This window comes from Faecalibacterium intestinale, from assembly GCF_040096575.1.
GTDB lineage: Bacteria > Bacillota > Clostridia > Oscillospirales > Ruminococcaceae > Faecalibacterium > Faecalibacterium intestinale.
Genome location: NZ_JBBMEN010000015.1, coordinates 1 through 16,450, shown reverse-complemented (window position 1 = coordinate 16,450; position 16,450 = coordinate 1). Strand labels below are relative to the sequence as shown.

General features: G+C 55.3%; 15 protein-coding genes and 1 tRNA gene. 2 read left to right on the top strand and 14 right to left on the bottom strand.

Annotated elements, in window-relative coordinates; genetic code table 11:
- Positions 1 to 10 precede the first annotated feature (10 nt).
- The 6 genes from WMO20_RS10130 to WMO20_RS10105 all read right to left on the bottom strand — a co-directional run bounded on the left by WMO20_RS10130 (position 11) and on the right by WMO20_RS10105 (position 4,510).
- Positions 11 to 400 carry a hypothetical protein gene (locus tag WMO20_RS10130; protein WP_349186779.1) on the bottom strand — a complete coding sequence of 130 codons (390 nt, stop codon included), beginning with the start codon at positions 398 to 400 and terminating at the stop codon, positions 11 to 13.
- 11 nt (positions 401 to 411) lie between these two features.
- Positions 412 to 612: a hypothetical protein gene (locus WMO20_RS10125; protein WP_349186778.1), complete on the bottom strand. Its 201-nt coding sequence runs from the start codon at positions 610 to 612 to the stop codon at positions 412 to 414.
- Positions 613 to 993: 381 nt separating this feature from the next.
- Positions 994 to 1,809 (bottom strand): helix-turn-helix domain-containing protein, encoded by an 816-nt coding sequence (locus tag WMO20_RS10120; protein ID WP_349186777.1) that lies wholly within the window; start codon positions 1,807 to 1,809, stop codon positions 994 to 996.
- A gap of 456 nt (positions 1,810 to 2,265) precedes the next feature.
- Positions 2,266 to 2,751, bottom strand: a complete 486-nt coding sequence (locus WMO20_RS10115; protein ID WP_349186776.1) for a hypothetical protein — start codon at positions 2,749 to 2,751, stop codon at positions 2,266 to 2,268.
- A gap of 25 nt (positions 2,752 to 2,776) precedes the next feature.
- Positions 2,777 to 2,977 (bottom strand): AlbA family DNA-binding domain-containing protein, encoded by a 201-nt coding sequence (locus WMO20_RS10110; RefSeq protein ID WP_349186775.1) that lies wholly within the window; start codon positions 2,975 to 2,977, stop codon positions 2,777 to 2,779.
- A gap of 33 nt (positions 2,978 to 3,010) precedes the next feature.
- A complete protein-coding gene (locus tag WMO20_RS10105; RefSeq protein ID WP_349186774.1) occupies positions 3,011 to 4,510 on the bottom strand; it encodes a hypothetical protein in 1,500 nt (499 codons plus the stop codon).
- Positions 4,511 to 4,919: 409 nt separating this feature from the next.
- Here WMO20_RS10105 and WMO20_RS10100 point away from each other — a divergent pair, with 409 nt between their 5' ends.
- A complete protein-coding gene (locus WMO20_RS10100; RefSeq protein ID WP_349186773.1) occupies positions 4,920 to 6,113 on the top strand; it encodes a site-specific integrase in 1,194 nt (397 codons plus the stop codon).
- A 150-nt stretch (positions 6,114 to 6,263) separates the two neighbouring features.
- On the opposite strand, the gene WMO20_RS10095 is transcribed toward WMO20_RS10100, so the two are convergent.
- The 3 genes from WMO20_RS10095 to sdaAB form a co-directional block, all read right to left on the bottom strand.
- Positions 6,264 to 6,340 (bottom strand) — tRNA-Arg (locus WMO20_RS10095).
- A 209-nt stretch (positions 6,341 to 6,549) separates the two neighbouring features.
- Positions 6,550 to 7,425, bottom strand: a complete 876-nt coding sequence (gene sdaAA / locus WMO20_RS10090) for an L-serine ammonia-lyase, iron-sulfur-dependent, subunit alpha (protein ID WP_349186772.1) — start codon at positions 7,423 to 7,425, stop codon at positions 6,550 to 6,552.
- A gap of 3 nt (positions 7,426 to 7,428) precedes the next feature.
- The gene (sdaAB, locus tag WMO20_RS10085) at positions 7,429 to 8,109 is read right to left on the bottom strand and encodes an L-serine ammonia-lyase, iron-sulfur-dependent subunit beta (RefSeq protein WP_006735266.1); all 681 of its coding nucleotides are present in this window, start codon (positions 8,107 to 8,109) and stop codon (positions 7,429 to 7,431) included.
- Positions 8,110 to 8,365: 256 nt separating this feature from the next.
- Here sdaAB and tig point away from each other — a divergent pair, with 256 nt between their 5' ends.
- Positions 8,366 to 9,670, top strand: a complete 1,305-nt coding sequence (gene tig, locus WMO20_RS10080) for a trigger factor (protein WP_349186771.1) — start codon at positions 8,366 to 8,368, stop codon at positions 9,668 to 9,670.
- Between the two features lie 172 nt (positions 9,671 to 9,842).
- On the opposite strand, the gene WMO20_RS10075 is transcribed toward tig, so the two are convergent.
- The 5 genes from WMO20_RS10075 to WMO20_RS10055 all read right to left on the bottom strand — a co-directional run.
- Complete coding sequence (locus WMO20_RS10075) at positions 9,843 to 10,277, bottom strand: MarR family winged helix-turn-helix transcriptional regulator (RefSeq protein WP_349186770.1); 435 nt, start codon at positions 10,275 to 10,277, stop codon at positions 9,843 to 9,845.
- 446 nt (positions 10,278 to 10,723) lie between these two features.
- Positions 10,724 to 13,066 carry a ferrous iron transport protein B gene (feoB, locus tag WMO20_RS10070; RefSeq protein ID WP_349186769.1) on the bottom strand — a complete coding sequence of 781 codons (2,343 nt, stop codon included), beginning with the start codon at positions 13,064 to 13,066 and terminating at the stop codon, positions 10,724 to 10,726.
- A gap of 387 nt (positions 13,067 to 13,453) precedes the next feature.
- Complete coding sequence (gene galE / locus WMO20_RS10065) at positions 13,454 to 14,479, bottom strand: UDP-glucose 4-epimerase GalE (protein WP_316540210.1); 1,026 nt, start codon at positions 14,477 to 14,479, stop codon at positions 13,454 to 13,456.
- A 454-nt stretch (positions 14,480 to 14,933) separates the two neighbouring features.
- Complete coding sequence (locus tag WMO20_RS10060) at positions 14,934 to 16,007, bottom strand: aldose epimerase family protein (RefSeq protein ID WP_349186768.1); 1,074 nt, start codon at positions 16,005 to 16,007, stop codon at positions 14,934 to 14,936.
- A 238-nt stretch (positions 16,008 to 16,245) separates the two neighbouring features.
- Positions 16,246 to 16,450 (bottom strand): hypothetical protein (locus tag WMO20_RS10055; protein WP_349186767.1); only part of this gene is annotated, 205 nt, incomplete at its 5' end.

The window sequence follows — 16,450 nt, the reverse complement described above, 5'->3', positions numbered from 1 at the left end:
TATTAGAACCTCATGCTGCTATCTTTTTGCATCCGGGGCACAGGTCAATCTGTTCTTCGGTATCCGTGTTTTCGCTGATAACACGCAGCTTGCGGTCCAGCAGGCCAATTCGCTGGGAAATGGGAATGGTTTCGCCCGTTACGGTGTCGTAGCGGCTTACCAGATAGGGAGCCTCGCCGCAGGAGATTTCCAGCCGTTGTGCATCCACATATTTCTGCCATGTGTGCTGACGGTCGTCCGGGAAAACGATTTTGTCAGCCGTTGCTTTCCACGGCATCTCCTTCCTGCCAAACCACTGCTCATCTACCAGATTGTTCTGTGCGTTGCAGATCCAACTGGGGGTAAATACCTCTGCTTTGTCACGGGTGCGGTTGGTCTGGTGCTCCAGTGCTTTTTCCACTCTGGGCTGGATCAGACTGTCCTGTTCGCCTGTAACCAGTTCCGGCAGGATTTCTTTTTGAAGCTGTATGGTTCGCCCAGTTCGGCGTAATCATCGGTTGCCCAGATGATGTTTTTCTTGGTGGTTTTGTCCTGAAGCAAAATCTCAAGGAGGGTGCGTTCATGGTCCAAAAGCTCCTGCTCCAACAGGTCAATTCCTGCAATGCTGAACATCCGCCGCCCTCCCTTCCATTTATTGATGGTACTATAATAACACACCTTTCGGGGTTTGTGAATGTGTACCATCCACCGTTTTCATCAGGGCACCCCATTTTCCAGTGCCCTGCCGGGAAGAATCCAAAGAGCGGCGGAACGCTCGTTGGCACACGACTTTGCCTGCAAAGTCTAGTGTGTTACACCTTGGTTCCGGCTGACGCGGAAAAGGGGCTGCGAGAGGCTCCGGCAAGCACCTGTTCTGCGGCAGAAGGATGCGTGGATGGGCATGGCAGTTGACGGTCTTTGCCCACCCAGCACAGGCTTGCAGAGGAACCAATGGTGTACGTTCTCCGTCCTGCCGCAGCAGCGTTTTTTCCCTATAAGGCACAGGGAAAACGATCAACGTCTGTACTTGCCACGCATCCCTGCTTTTGTGCGGTGCTTCAACATGGAGGATTTGTTGAACACCCGCAGCAGGGTCATCTGTTCTTCTTTTGTCAGCTTGGAATAGTCGATGCCGATCGCCTTCAATGCTGTTCGGATCTTCTTTTCATCCGCAGACCCTTCAAGTTTCTGTGCATCCTCCAGTTCCTTCATCAAGTTATCGACCATTGCACCATCCGAAGTGGTCTTGTCCTTGCGGTGTTCCGTCTTGATGTTCTTCAGGATATCCACCAGTTCATCATACAAGACCCGGCCAAAGTACTCATCTTCATCGATCTGCCCCAGCTTCAAGGTGCTCATGTACAGATCATTTTCATCTGCTGCATACTTCTTTTTCAGCATTTGCCGGGTCGCTTCCAGACCAGCATTGAGGTTTTGAATGTTTGCGCTGACATATCCGTCCACATAGATCTCCAGATCGGTCATGAACCTCTGAAAATTCTCATGCACGATCAGCTCACACAGCAGCCGATGATTGAATTTTCCATTCCTTAATACGTCCACTGCGCCATCGCTCAGATGCAAGTCCGAAAGGACTGCATCTGGGCGTTTTTTGTTTTCCGTCACACCCAGCAGGTAGTCGGTGGTCACACCATAAAACTCAGCCAGCGTTGTCACCGCATAAATGCTGAGGTCGGTCACATCGTCGCTCTCGTATTTCGACAATGCCGATTTGGACAGACCCGTCTGCTCTGCCAGCGTTTCCAGCTTCAGATTCCGCTCCACACGCAGGTCTTTGAGCCGTTCTCCCAGTGTCAGCTTGATGTTCATGGTCGCATCTCCGATGTTTTTTGCACAGTATACCACTTCCGGCGGTTCCTGTCCATAAGCGTGGAATTTTGCAGTTTCTGCACCTGTTTTCCGACATTATGGATATACGGCACAGCGGCCATGGAGGTGCTATCCTATAGACAGAAAGAAAACATATAACTCCCCGGCAGCGAACATATTAAGGGCTTCCCGCGAAAGCCCTCTGAAATATCTTTCATACCAGAACCTTGAGAACAGAATGACCGTCCGAACTGCCCAGACCGCCAAGACCTCCCATCGGAGGAGCGAGCGCCCTGCATGGGGCCGACACAGAGTCCAAAAAGATTTCCTGTCGGGAGGCAGCAAGGGAGACCGGCTTCACCGAAGTTCCCATTTGGGGAACACCGGTGACCTTGAACGTGGCAGGGATCAAAATGGTCCGTGCCAAAACCTTTGACCAAAGGAGAAATTTTGAGTTTACAGAGTATCGAGGTTTTGAATGAACTCAATTTCTTTTCCTAAGCTAATCCATTTTTCCTGTATATATTGAAAAGGACTATTTGTGTCTGGAAATCTCATCAACAATCCTTCTAAGAAGGTCGCATAGTTTCTTCTCAGCGGCTTTAACGACCTGTGCATTATTCTGTGATTCAATCCAGAATATGGATAAAAATAATACCGAATATCAATAAAGCCTAATGCTGACAAATGCACCAGATATTCTTCAATCGCACAGCGGAGAAGATCTTCCTCGGGTGAAAATTTGACCTTTCCCTTCTTTTTCCAAATATAGACAAACTTTTGGTTCAACAGTCCTTCCCGACAGCCCGCAAAATAGCAATATATTCTCGCACTATTCACATCGTCATATTGCCATTGATAGAACACTTTTTCAAATAAAATCGTTTGCCAGATTCTCTGGTCACAATTAAAGACGACCTCTCCAAAGACTGGGATATTCAAAAAGAAAGGTATCTCATCTGCCGTCTTAAACCTCAGATTGCAGATTCCCAGACGATTGATGCAATTCAGAACGGCAGTATCCGCCCTTTGTATTTGCCAGCGCAATCGCACTTTTCACCGCAAGGTCTTTCCGCTGCCGGTAGTCCTTGCACTTCACCCACGACTTAAACTCCTGCCGAGTGCTTTCCCCGGCAGTAATCATTTTGCGGAGTGCTTGTTCGGTCATGGTTGGGACTCCTTTCTTCACAAAGGTATTGTTTTATTCAGGAACTACTATCAGCTTAAAAATCTTATTAAAATTCTCTGCACAAAATCTTTTATCAAAAGCCTTCCATGTATTGTCATTGGCGCATACTAAAATATTTGTTTGGTCAACAGCCTTCTCTTGTGAATTTAAAGCAACCACTGCTATCAATAAACTACACCGACGTTTTTCCACGCTTCGTACAATTCCACGAAGAGTTAGTCGGTTGTCATTCTTTGCAAGTCCAACATTCTTGAATTCAACTCCATATTCTTTTTCGACCACACGAAGGGATTCTATCATACTCGACTCAATATATTTAATCTTATCCTCAATCTTTTTCTCGCTTGGTTGCAGTTGCGGTAAAACAAGTTTATGTTGTTTCTCAATCCATGTATCATCCACACTGCTAGTTTGGAACACAACACTTACTTCCTCATCATACCCTGCCACAATCACATTGAAAGCCAGTGTCAATTGCAAATCTTTATGCTTCGTTTTTCCAGCTGAAAACGCAACATAGAATCGATCTTTGGTGTCTGGCGCAATTCCAACGTCCGATGGTTCGTTTCCGTCTACAAAACCGCTATATTTCAAATTAACCCTATCACAATCTTGCAGATTAAAGTTTTGGAATGAAAATTCTCGAATCTCATCGCTCTTATTTTCAATTTCTATCCAGAGCATAAAATACTCTTTGTCGTCTGTTGCATCTTTTAGTTCTGTATCCAAAACAGAGAGTCGTATCGTCTTGGGGTCAAGCATAGAACCGAAAAGTCCCCTTTCTTCTTCACCCATTTCAGTCATTATATTTATACCACTAATGCGTTCCGATTCGCACTTAGAATTATTCTCACTTTTTACTTCTTTGTCTGTGCTGTCACTGTTCTGTTTTTTAATTTCACTGAATTCCGCCCCATTTTCAGGAACAATTTTCTCTTGTGCATCTTGATTTGTTTTCGAGTCTGAAGATATATGTTTAATCCTTCCTGTATCATCTATCGCCATCGTTTCTTGCCCGGCATTCTTACAGTGTTTGTTTTGCTGCTCACGCAAAATATTCTGTGTAATATCTTTCAGGATAGCTTCTGACTCCTTATAATATGAGTATTCATATTGTTTCGTAACCGTCCATCTGTCATCCAACCAATCTTTTGACTGAAATTCAAAAACACATTTTTGAATGCCGTGACCGGTCGAGTCGGAGACCCTAGCAACCAGATACAGCTTTTTGTGCTTTTCAAATCGCGGAAAAGAATCATCGTTTGCAATCAACCAAAGGTCGTCTTTTGAGTTACCATTCAGTCTTTTCGGTGCAGAACATTTAACCGCTGTAAATTGTGGATGATACAAATCTTCTCTCGCCTGCCCAAACAGCCTAAAATTAACAAGTCCAATCTGCTCGTTTGAAAGATTGGATATTGTAAATTTCATCTTATATGTACATCTGAGGTACTTCGAATCATCGTACGATTGTTCGCTTCTAATGAACCGCAATTCCAATAATCTTTCCATAACAGTCATCCTCTAAAAAGCAAAAGATCAAGGAGAGTGCGTTCATGGTTCAAAAGCTCCTGCTCCAACAGGTCAATCCCTGCAATGCTGAACATCCGCCGCCCTCCCTTCCATTTGTTGATGGTACTATAATAACACACCTTTCGGGGTTTGTGAATGTGTACCATCCACCGTTTTTATCAGGGCACCCCATTTTCCAGTGCCCTGCCGGGAAGAATCCAAAGAGCGGCGGAACGCTCGTTGACACACGACTTTGCTTGCAAAGTCGTGTGTGTTACACCTTGGTTCCGGCTGATGCGGAAAAGGGGCTGCGAAAGGTTCCGCAAGCCCCTGTTCCGTGGCAGAAGGATGTGCGGATGGGCGTGGCAATTGACAGTCTCCGTCCACCGTGACGGTGGCAGAGTTTCTGATGGACTGGCTGCCCAAGCAGTGCAGCAAGCACAAGTGGGCACCCAAGACCTACCAGTCCAATCTGGCGCTCATCCAGAACCTCATCATCCCCTATATCGGGGAGATGCAGATGCAGAAGCTGCGGCCCTACCACATCGAAGCCCTGTACGACACCCTGAGCAAGACCCCCTGCGGGCAGTATGTGGGCGGCAAGCGGCGAGACCTCTCGCCCAAGCAACAAAAGCGCACCCTTTCCGGCACTACCCTTCATGAGGTCCACCAGCTTCTGCACAATTCCTTTCTGCTGGCGGTGGAGTGGGGCATCCTCATCAAAAGCCCCGTCCCGGTGGAAGCTCCCAAAAAGACAACCCAAGAGCGCAGCATCTGGGAAGTGGAGGAGATGCGGGCAGCGCTGGACAGCATGGAGGACCCCATCCTGCATCTGGCAGTCCACCTGACGCTGGTGGGTGCGCTGCGGGAAGGGGAGGTGGCAGGTCTGACCCCGGAGGACATCGACTTTGATGCTGCCAACGGCATGGGCACCTTCACCGTCAACCGTTCCATGCAGCGGGTGCAGAAGGACACGCTGGCGCAGGTGGACAAGGGCTGCATCCTCCGCATCTTCCCGGACAAGCTGGAGGGCAGCAAGACCTCCCTCATCCTGAAAGACACCAAGACCGAGGCCTCCTGCCGCACCATCTTTATGACCGCCGCCCTGCGGGAGGAGCTGAAGCAGTGGCTGGAACGGCTGAAGCGGGAAGAAGCCCTTGACCCGGAGCGGTACCGCAACAGCGGGATGCTGCTGCGACTGCCCAACGGTCTGGCGGTGGAGCCGGTGCTCATCCGCAAAAAGTTCTTGAAATGGCAGGACGCACACCCGGAGTTCCCCCGCATCGTCTTTCATGGGCTGCGACATTCCAGTGCCACCTATCAGTTGATGATCTCCGGCGGCGACATTAAGGCGGTGCAGGGGACCACAGGACACGCCAGTGCGGATATGCTGGTAAACACCTACGCCCATATCCAGCAGTCCTCCCGTGTAGAGCTGGGCAAGAAGTTTGAAAGCGGCTTCTATGCCAAGCCCGATACCTCCAGCCCGCAGGCTGTACCCGCCGCAGGCGAACCCACCATCTCCATGACGGCTCTTTTGGAATTGCTCAAGGATGCCGACCCGGAAATGAAGGCAAAGCTGCGCCTGGCCCTGCTCACCTGATGCAAAAAAGGGCACTGATTGCAATGCAATACAGCGCCCTACATAATCGGACATGGAAAACACCGACCGTGCAAAAACCGTGCAGAAACCGTGCACCCATGGCTTACAAAACAAAAAAGCCATGAAATCTTTCGATTTCACGGCATTTTCTGGTGCGATGGAAGGGACTCGAACCCCCGGCCTACTGATTCGTAGTCAGTCACTCTATCCAGCTGAGCTACCAACGCATACGTTCCGTTCGGAACATGATGTATTTTATCACGAAGGGCGGGGTTTGTCAACAGCTTTTTTAAAATATTTTTATATTTTCCAAAAAAGAACGTCTTTTCTTTGATTTTACTGCGTTTTTTCTGTAAACCTTCTGCCGTCCCGGCGCAAAAGCGGCATTTACAGCCGTTTTTCGCCCGACGGGCGGGGGATACGGCAGGTGCAGCGCTCAATCCTCCTGCGCCAGCTGGCGGGCGATCTTTACGCCGGTGGGAGTGGCGGCAAGGCCGCCCTGACCGGTCTCGCGCAGGTCGGGGGAGAGCAGGCTGCCCACGCGCCCCATGGCGTCGATGACCTCGTCGCAGGGGATGGCATAGTCCACCCCGGCCAGCGCCATGTTGGCGCAGGAGACTGCATTCACCGCGCCCACCACGTTGCGCTTGATGCAGGGCACCTCCACCAGACCGGCCACGGGGTCGCAGACCAGACCCAGCAGGTTGCCCAGTGCCATGGCGGCGGCAGCGGCGCACTGCTCCGGGGTGCCGCCTTTCAGGTTACACAGGGCGGCGGCAGCCATGGCGCTGGCAGCGCCCACCTCGGCCTGACAGCCGCCCTCTGCGCCCGCCAGCGTGGCGCGGGCGGCGATGACCTGTCCGAAGCCCGCCGCCACATACAATGCATCGCAGACGGCATCCTCGTCTGCCTGCCCGGCGCGGGCCAGCGGCAGCAGCACCGCCGGCAGCACCCCGCAGCTGCCCGCCGTGGGCGCGGCTACAATGCGCTTCATGCAGGCGTTGCACTCGGCGGTCTTCAGGGCTTCCGCTGTTACTGCGGCCAGATAGTCATCGCCCAGCAAGCGTCCCTGCTGCCACGCCTGCTCCACCTTGGCGGCATCGCCGCCGGAAAGGCCGCTGCGGCTGCGCTGCGCGGGGTCGTATTCCTGACTGGTGGCCTGCATCACCTGCCACAGGTGCCGCATGGCGGCGCGGCTGTGCGCCTCGGTCAGGCGGCTCTCTTCCAAATCGCTGCGCAGCACCGCTTCTGCCAGCGAAATTTTCTGGCTGCGGGCAGCGGCCAGCATCTCTTCACAGGACAAAAATGCCATGGCTCATTCCTCCGTTTCTTCCGGCTCGTCCACGTTCAGGCAGGTCACCTTCAGCAGACCCGGCATCACCGCCAGCTGCCGCTCCAGCGCGTGGGGAATGTGGGAGTCGCACTCCAGCACCATCACCGCATAGCCGCCCGCAGCGGCGCGGAACACCTGCATGGACGCGATATTGATGCGCCGCAGTGCCAGCGCCATGGTCACCTCGGCAATGCAGCCGGGGGTATCCTCGTTGTGGATGATGAGGGTGTTGCTGTCCCCGCCAAAATCCGCCGGTACGCCGTCAATTTCCGTGACGCGGATGCGTCCGCCGCCCACCGATGCCGCCTTGAGCGAAAGCTGCCGCCCGGTGCGGCTGGTCAGGGTGAGCACGGCGGTGTTGGGGTGGGCAGAGCGCAGCTCTACCGGGTGGATGCTGAACTGCATCCCCCGCTGCGCGGCCAGCGCAAAGCTGTCCGGCAGGCGGGGGTCGTCCGGTCGCAGACCCAGCAGCCCCGCCACCAGTGCACGGTCGGTGCCGTGGCCCTTGCCGGTGGTGGCAAAGCTGCCGTACAGGCCGATGTCTGCCTGCGCCGGAACCTCGCCCAGAAGCTTTTGTGCGGTATAGCCGATCTTTGCCGCACCGGCGGTGTGGCTGGAGGAGGGTCCGATCATCACCGGACCCAGAACATCAAATAATCGCATAGGGGACAGCCTTCCTTTCCTGAGGGTTTTCCCACTTTTGCGCGGCAGCTGCTGCCGCAAAACGCGCTTTTTTCCTGCTCAAATGGACTAAAATTGCCAAAACGGCACATTTTTATCAAGTTTATTATACCGCTTTTGCTGCACTTGTGCTATAATAACTTTATTAATGTTTGAAAATGTTCCCCAAATGGCGTTCCGGCTGCTGCCTTGGCAGCGCCGCCCCGCCGCCAAGGGAACAACACGGAGGGTAGATCCTATGAAACTGGTAAGCGTGGAAACTCCTGAAAAGAGTGTCTGCAAAATGACCTTCAGCGCTACGGCTGAGGAACTGGAGACCGCCTCCAATGCGGTCTATGAGCGCACCCGCGCCACTTATACCATCAAGGGCTTCCAGAAGGGCGAGGCCGACCGCGCACAGATCGAAGCTGACCGCGGCGAACACACCTTCTGGTACGATGCCATCAACGACCTGATGGATCAGGATGTGCCTGCTTTGTACGAGGCTGCTTTGAAAGAACACGGCTTTGCGCCGGTAGATGACCCCAGCTACGATCTGGTAAGCGTGAAGAAGGACGAGGGCTTTGTGGCTACCGCCACCGTGGCGCTGCAGCCCGAGCTGAAGCTGACCAAGACCACCGGCTTTACCTCCCAGTGCGTCACCCCGGAGGTGACCGACAAGGAGATCGACACGGTGCTGGAGCGCCGCCGCAACTATGCCGCAGAGCTGGTGCCCCACAAGGGCCCCGCTGTAAAGGGCAACGTAGTGCACATGGACTTTGAGGGTCTTCTGGACGGTGTGGCCTTTAAGGGCGGCACGGCAAAGGACCAGTCGGTGCAGCTGGGCAGCGGCCGCATGATCCCCGGTTTCGAGGACGGCATTCTGGGCCACAAGGCAGGGGACGAGTTCGAGATCAACGTCACCTTCCCCAAAAACTACCCCAACAAGGAGCTGGCGGGCAAGCCTGTCGTGTTCAAGATCAAGCTGCATGACGTGTGCGTGCGTCAGTTGCCTGCCCTGAACAGCGATTTCGCCAAGAAGATGGGCAAGGAGACCATGGAGGAGTACCGCGCCTTCGTGAAGCAGCAGCTGTTCGATGGCCGCCACGGCGGTGCGCTGAACCACGCCAAGGACATGATCCTTGGTCAGCTGGCGGATGCCGCAGAGGGCGAGATCCCCAGCATTCTGGTGGAAAACGCCTACCAGCAGCAGATGCAGGTCATCCAGCAGCAGCTGCAGATGCAGCGCATGAGCCTGACCACCTACCTGAGCCAGATCCATGAGACCCGCGAGAGCTTTACTGCCAAGGTGCGTGCCGCCGCAGAAAAGAACACCCGCGCCCGCATGGCACTGCTGCAGATCGCACAGCAGGAGAACCTGCTGCCCACCGATGAGGAGATCGACAAGCAGCTGGCTGAGCGCGCTGAAAAGACCAAAAAGACGGTCGAGGAGATCAAGGCCAGCACCGACGTTGCCGCCCTGCGCCGCAACGAGGGCATCCGCAAGGCTGCCGATTGGGTCATCGACCACTCCACCATTGAGGAAAAGGTAGAGAGCAAGTAAGCGCTGACGGTTTGGAATGCGCTCCGCTTCGCTTTGCGCATCAATAGCGGAAAAATCTTTTGAATTTCGGGACACCGGAGCGTCTGCGGACGCTCCGGTGTCCCTTTTTCATGGAGGACAAAAAACAACGCCGGACAGTCCGCAGACCGCCCGGCATTGGCTGTATCAAGCCTTATGAAAATTGCAGCAGAATCTCGTCCAGATTTTTCCCGATGACCTCCATGGTGCGGAAAAACGCTTCCCGGGTGGGAGCGTCCGTGTTGTCCAGCAGGCGGGCAAAAAAGCGCTCCTGCACTGCGCGCCCCCGTTCGATGACCGGCTGTGCCTTTGCCGTGCACAGCAGCTGGGTCTTGCGGCGGTCGCCCGCCACGGCGCGGCGCTCCAGATACCCCTCCTGCACCAAGCGATCCACGTTTACCGACACAAGGTTTGCTTTGATCTTGCGGATCTCCACGATATCCCGGGCGGTGGTACAGTCCGGGTTGTTTGCCAGAAACATCAGGATGTCAAAAGCGGTCTGGGGCAGCTTGAGTTCCTGACACAGCGGCTTGCACATGGCGTTGTAGGCCTGCGCAGTCTTGAAGCTGATCTCTATGGTAGGGTTCATGCGGCGCTCCTTTTGTTCTTATATGGACAGTTCATTTTTGAAGTATTATAGTACAGATGAAGGGAGCTGTCAAGGGGGAACTCCCTCAGTCGCGGCTTACGCCGCGCCAGCTCCCTCAAGGAGGGAGCCTTTGGCATGGCGGCAAAGTTTGCAGCTAAAGTACAAAGTTTTTGGGCGCGCCAGAGGCCCCATCCCAGAGGGGGCTGGCAAAGCCGTTAGGCTTTGACTGGGGGAGTTTTTTCCGTAAAAAAGGGTTTCAGGAAAGTCCGCGTTTGCGCAGCAATGAAAGCCCCAGTGGGGCTTTCAAGCGGCGGAGCGGTCTGCGTTAGCAGATGGAGGGGCTTTGCCCCGACAAGTTCCGCAGACTTTCCTGAAACCCAAAATTAAAAATATTCTTTCCGCTGAATATGCGCAGAGCAAAGCGGAGCGCATTCAAATCATTTTTCTCAGAACACCGCCACGGCGACCAGGCGCACCAGCAGGGCGCACAGCCATGCCACGGCGCACTGGTTGACCACCATGATGGTGGCCCACTTGCCGCCAAGCTCCCGCTTGACCGACGCCACCGCCGCGATGCAGGGGGTGTACAGCAGGCAGAACACCAGCAAGGGTGCGGCCTGCGCCGGGGTAAGGGCTGCGGTCAGGGCAGCAGTGGAGCCGAAGAGGATGAGCAGCGAGGATACCACGCTCTCCTTAGCCATAAAGCCGGTGATGAGGGCAGTGGAGATGCGCCAGTCCGCAAAGCCCAGCGGGGCGAACAGCGGGGCGATATCGCCCGCGATACGTGCCAGAATGCTGGCCTGCGGGTCGGCGGTCAGCCGCAGCTGCAGGTCAAAGTTCTGCAAGAACCAGATGACGATGGTGGCGGCAAAGATGACCGTAAAGGCCTTCTGCAAGAAGTCCCGCGCCTTTTCCCACAGCAGCTGCGCCACGTTTTTCAGGCCGGGCAGGCGGTAGTTGGGCAGCTCCATGACAAAGGGCACGGCTTCGCCCTTGAACACAGTGCTCTTGAGCAGCAGCGCCGCCAGCACGCCCACCAAAATGCCGGTGAAGTACAGCAGCACCATCACAAGCCCCGCGTACTTGGGGAAGAACGCCGCCGCAAACAGGCTGTAAATGGGCAGCTTTGCGGAGCAGCTCATGAACGGCGTAAGCAGAATGGTCATTTTGCGGTCGCGCTCCGAGGGCAGGGTGCGGCTTGCCATCACGCCGGGCACGGTGCAGCCAAAGCCGATGAGCATGGGCACGATGCTGCGGCCGGACAGGCCGATGCGGCGCAGCAGCTTATCCATCACAAAGGCGACACGCGCCATGTAGCCGGTATCCTCCAGCATGGAGAGGAAGAAGAACAGCACCACGATGATGGGCAGAAAGCTCAGCACGCTGCCCACACCGGTAAAGATGCCGTCGATGACCAACGAGTGCACCGCCGCGTTGACGTTCCAGTTGGTCAGGGCGGTGTCCACAACGCCGGTCAGGGCGTCGATGCCCATTTCCATGAGGTTCTGGAAGAACAGGCCGATGACGTTGAAGGTGAGGAAGAACACCAGACCCATGATGGCGATAAATGCCGGGATGGCGGTGTACTTGCCGGTGAGGAACTTATCGATGCGGTTGGAGCGCAGCTGCTCCTTGCTTTCGTGGGGTTTTACCACCGTCTGCGCCACCAGCTCCTGAATGAAGGAGAAGCGCATATCCGCAATGGCGGCGGCGCGGTCCAGCCCGCGCTCCTGCTCCATCTGCACGATGATATGCTCGATCATTTCTTTTTCGTTTTGGTCCAGCTTCAGGGCTTCCTCAATGCGGGGGTCGCCCTCCACCAGCTTGGTGGCGGCAAACCGCACCGGGATGCCCGCCGCCTTGGCGTGATCCTCGATGAGGTGCTGGATGCCGTGGATGCAGCGGTGCACCGCGCCGCCGTGGTCATCCTCGCTGCAAAAATCCATGCGCCCGGGGCGCTCCTGATACTTTGCCACATGGACAGCGTGGTCTACCAGCTCGTCCACGCCCTCGTTCTTGGCGGCGGAAATGGGGATGACCGGGATGCCCAGCATGGCTTCCATCTTGTTGATGCGCACCGTGCCGCCGTTGCCGCGCATCTCGTCCATCATGTTCAGCGCCAGCACCATGGGGATGTCCAGCTCCATCAGCTGCATCGTCAGGTAAAGGTTGCGCTCGATGTTGGTGGCGTCCACGATATTGATGATGCCGGTGGGCTTTTCGCCGATGATGAACTGCCGGGTGACGATCTCCTCGCTGGAATAAGGAGACATGGAGTAGATGCCCGGCAGGTCGGTGACTTCGGTCTCCGGGTGTCCCTTGATGGCACCGCTCTTGCGGTCCACCGTCACGCCCGGGAAATTGCCCACGTGCTGATTGGAGCCGGTGAGCTGGTTGAACAGGGTGGTCTTGCCGCAGTTCTGGTTGCCCGCCAGCGCAAAGGTCAGGGTCTTATCCTCCGGCAGGGGATGCTCCCCCTCCTTGGTGTGGTACTTGCCGCCCTCGCCAAGACCCGGGTGCTCCACCATTTTTTCCGCCACCGGGGCGTGCACCGCCGGGGTCTTTTCGGTGGGGGTCACGGTGATCTGCGCCGCGTCGTCCAGACGCAGGGTCAGCTCATAGCCGTGAATGCGCAGCTCCATGGGGTCGCCCATGGGTGCCAGCTTTACCAGCGTGACCTCTGCCCCGGGGATCAGACCCATATCCAGAAAATGCTGCCGCAGTGCGCCCGCACCGCCCACAGCATCTACTATGGCGCTTTTGCCGATCTGTAACTCTTTTAACGTCATATCCGTCTGCCTTCTTTTATATGTACTGTTCTTGTGTGTTAGTCTGTGTTAACAAATGTAGTATAGGCTAACTGGCAGCGGATGTCAATAGAAAATATGGGGGAGTTTACCCCTTCCGTCTTGCCGCTTCGCGTCAAGCCACCTTCCCCAAGGGGACGGCTTAACTCCCCCAGTCATCTCGCTGCGCTCGATGCCAGCCCCCTCTGGGATGGGGCCTTTGGCATAACGGTACAGTTTCCGGCTAAAACGCAAAGCTTGCGGGCGCGCCAAAGGCTCCCTCTCCGAGGGAGCTGGCAAAACCGTCAGGTTTTGACTGAGGGAGTTTGCACAAAAAAAGCACCGCACACTCTCAGGCGAGAATATGCGGTGCTCCGGTTCAAATTATTATTACTTCACGGTATGGTAGCCATCGGGGTTGTTCTTCTGCCAGTTCCAGCTATCGGCGCACATCTCCTCGATGCCGTACTCAGCCACCCAGCCCAGCTCGTTCTTGGCCTTGGTGGGGTCGGCGTAGCACTCGGCGATATCGCCGGGGCGGCGGGGATCGATGACGTAGGGGATCTCCTTGCCGCAGGCCTTGGAGAAGGCGTGGATGACATCCAGCACGCTGTAGCCCTTGCCGGTGCCCAGATTGCAGATGAAGAGACCGCAGCCGGTCTCCAGCTTGCGGATGGCGCACACATGGCCCCGGGCCAGATCCACAACGTGGATGTAGTCACGCACACCGGTGCCGTCCGGGGTGGGGTAGTCGTTGCCAAAGACGTGTACCTTTTCCAGCTTGCCCACAGCCACCTTGGCAATGTAGGGCATCAGGTTGTTGGGGATGCCGTTGGGGTCCTCGCCAATCAGGCCGCTCTTGTGGGCGCCGATGGGGTTGAAGTAGCGCAGCAGCGCCACGTTCAGGCTGGGGTCAGCCTTGCAGACGTCCTGCAGAATGCGCTCGGTGAAAGCCTTGGTGGTGCCGTAGGGGTTGGTGGTAGCGCCCACGGGGAAGTCCTCGGTGATGGGCACACTGGCGGGGTCGCCGTAGACGGTAGCGGAGGAGCTGAACACGAAGTTGTGGCAGTCGTGATGGCGCATCACGTCCAGAATGACCAGCGTGCAGTTGAGGTTATTATAGTAGTACTCGATGGGCTTGGACACGCTCTCGCCCACAGCCTTGTAGGCTGCAAACTGGATGACGGCGGTGATGTCCGGGCACTCGGAGAAGATCTTCTCCACATCCTCATGGCGGGTCATGTCTGCATTGTAGAAGCGGAAGTCCTTGCCGGTGATCTGCTTGACCCGATCCAGAACCACGGGAGAAGCGTTATAATAGTTATCTGCCACTACGATATCGTAGCCAGCGTTCAACAGTTCGATGCAGGTGTGGCTGCCGATGTAGCCGGCACCGCCGGAAACCAAAATTGCCATAGCCGAGTACCTCTCTCACATAGTATTTATTGCTTTTTCTCTTTGCGCCGGGCGCTGCCCGGTCTGCTTAAAGAATACCGCTTTTTGCCGCCGACTGCAAGGGGCGCTTTCTTTATTCAGATATATTTTTGTTGCATATTCGTACAGTACACATTTGATTGACAGAGATTTTTCGCATTATTCACATGGAGAGAATGCGCCGTTTGTGCAAAACATAGAAATGGAGAGGGAAACTCCCTCGCCCTCTCCGTCACGGCATACGCCGTGCCACCTCTCCCAAAGGGAGAGGCTTTGGCAGTCCACACAAAGTTCCCGGTTTTGCCAAGGGCTCTCCCTTTGGGAGAGCTGGCAAAGCCGACAGGCTTTGACTGAGAGGGCGAGCCCGCTATAAGCAACACCATTTACGCAAAAAACGCCTGCCGAAGCAGACGTTTTTTGCGTGATATATCTTTCTTTAAAGTTTTCCGCACTGCTTGCCGGTGAAGAACCGCAGGGTGGTGGTGGCGCGGAACACCTTGCCTGCACGCAGCACCGTGGAGGGGAACTCCGGGTGAGAGGGGCTGCACGGATAGTGCTGGGTCTCCAAGGCAAAGCCGCCGTACTTGCGCAGGGGCTCGCCGCCCTTGCCCGGGGCGGGGCAGTCCTGCAAAAAGTTGCCGGTATACAGCTGGATGCCCGGCTGGGTGGTGTACAGCTTCATGCTGATGCCGGTCTTATCGCTGGTAGCCCATGCGCAGATGCTCTGGCTGGAGCCGCGTGCGCGGTCGATGACATAGCAGTGGTCGTAGCCGCCGCCCACCATGGTGGTCTGGGAGAAGCCGGTGTCGATCTCCTTGCCGATAAGCTTGCCGGCGGTAAAGTCCATAGGGGTGTTCGCCACGGGCAGGATATTGCCGGTAGGGCAGGTGGTATTGTTGCCTTCCAGATAGCGGGAAGCGTAGATGCGCAGCTTCTGGTTCAGCACATCGCCGCCGCCGTCCAGATTGAAGTAGCTGTGGTTGGTCAGGTTTACAAGGGTGTCGGCGTCCGAGGACACACGGTAGTCCATGCGGAAGGTGTTGTCATCGGTGAGGGTATAGCGCACCGCGATCTTCAGCGTGCCGGGAAAACCGTCCTCACCGTCGGGGCTTTCGGCTTCCATCAACAGCGTATCGCCGAAGTACTTCACCTCATAGATTTTCCGGGAAAAACAGCCGTGCAGGTGGTGCTCGCCACAGTTTTTTTCCAGCTGGTAGGTCTTGCCGCCCAGCGTAAAGACGGCGTTTTCGATGCGGTTGGCGTAGCGCCCCACAAAAGCACCGCAGCAGGTGCTGCCGGACGAGGTGAAGTCGTTTTCGTAATCTGCCATGGTGTCGTGACCCAGCACCACATCCACCGGGCCGTTTTTGGCCGGGACGATGATATTTTTGATCACGCAGCCGTAATCCAGCACACTGACGGACATTCCGCCGGGGTTCGAGAGAATGTACTCGGTAACATTAGCGCCCTCTTTGGTCACACCGAAGGGCTTAGAACGGATCTGTGCCATTGGGCCTCGCCTCCTAAAGCTTTTTTCGGAAATGCAAAAGGGGCAGACTGCCCCCTTTTGCATTTTGTCTGTATTTATGATTATATCACAGTTTTACGGTTTTGTGTTGGTTTCCTTTTAGAATTACCATCCAATTTTTACGGCGATTTTTTGTTGGAATCATCGAAAGTGCCCACAATAGCGCTGCTGGCGGCGCGTTTGCAGAGAAAAAACGATTTTAAATGGCTTCCGCTTCGCTCTAGCCATCTTCAGCGGAAAAATTATTTATAATTTCGGGGTTCAGGAAAGTCTGCGGACTTTCCTGAACCCCATTTTCACGGGTGAGGTCGTAACGGCAAACGGCATTTGCAGCGCCGCTTTCTGCGAAAGCGCGGCGCTGGGGGCGGGCGCTCGCTCCCCCGAGAGGGCCGACTTCCCCCGGCCGGGGGAAGATGTCACCGCAG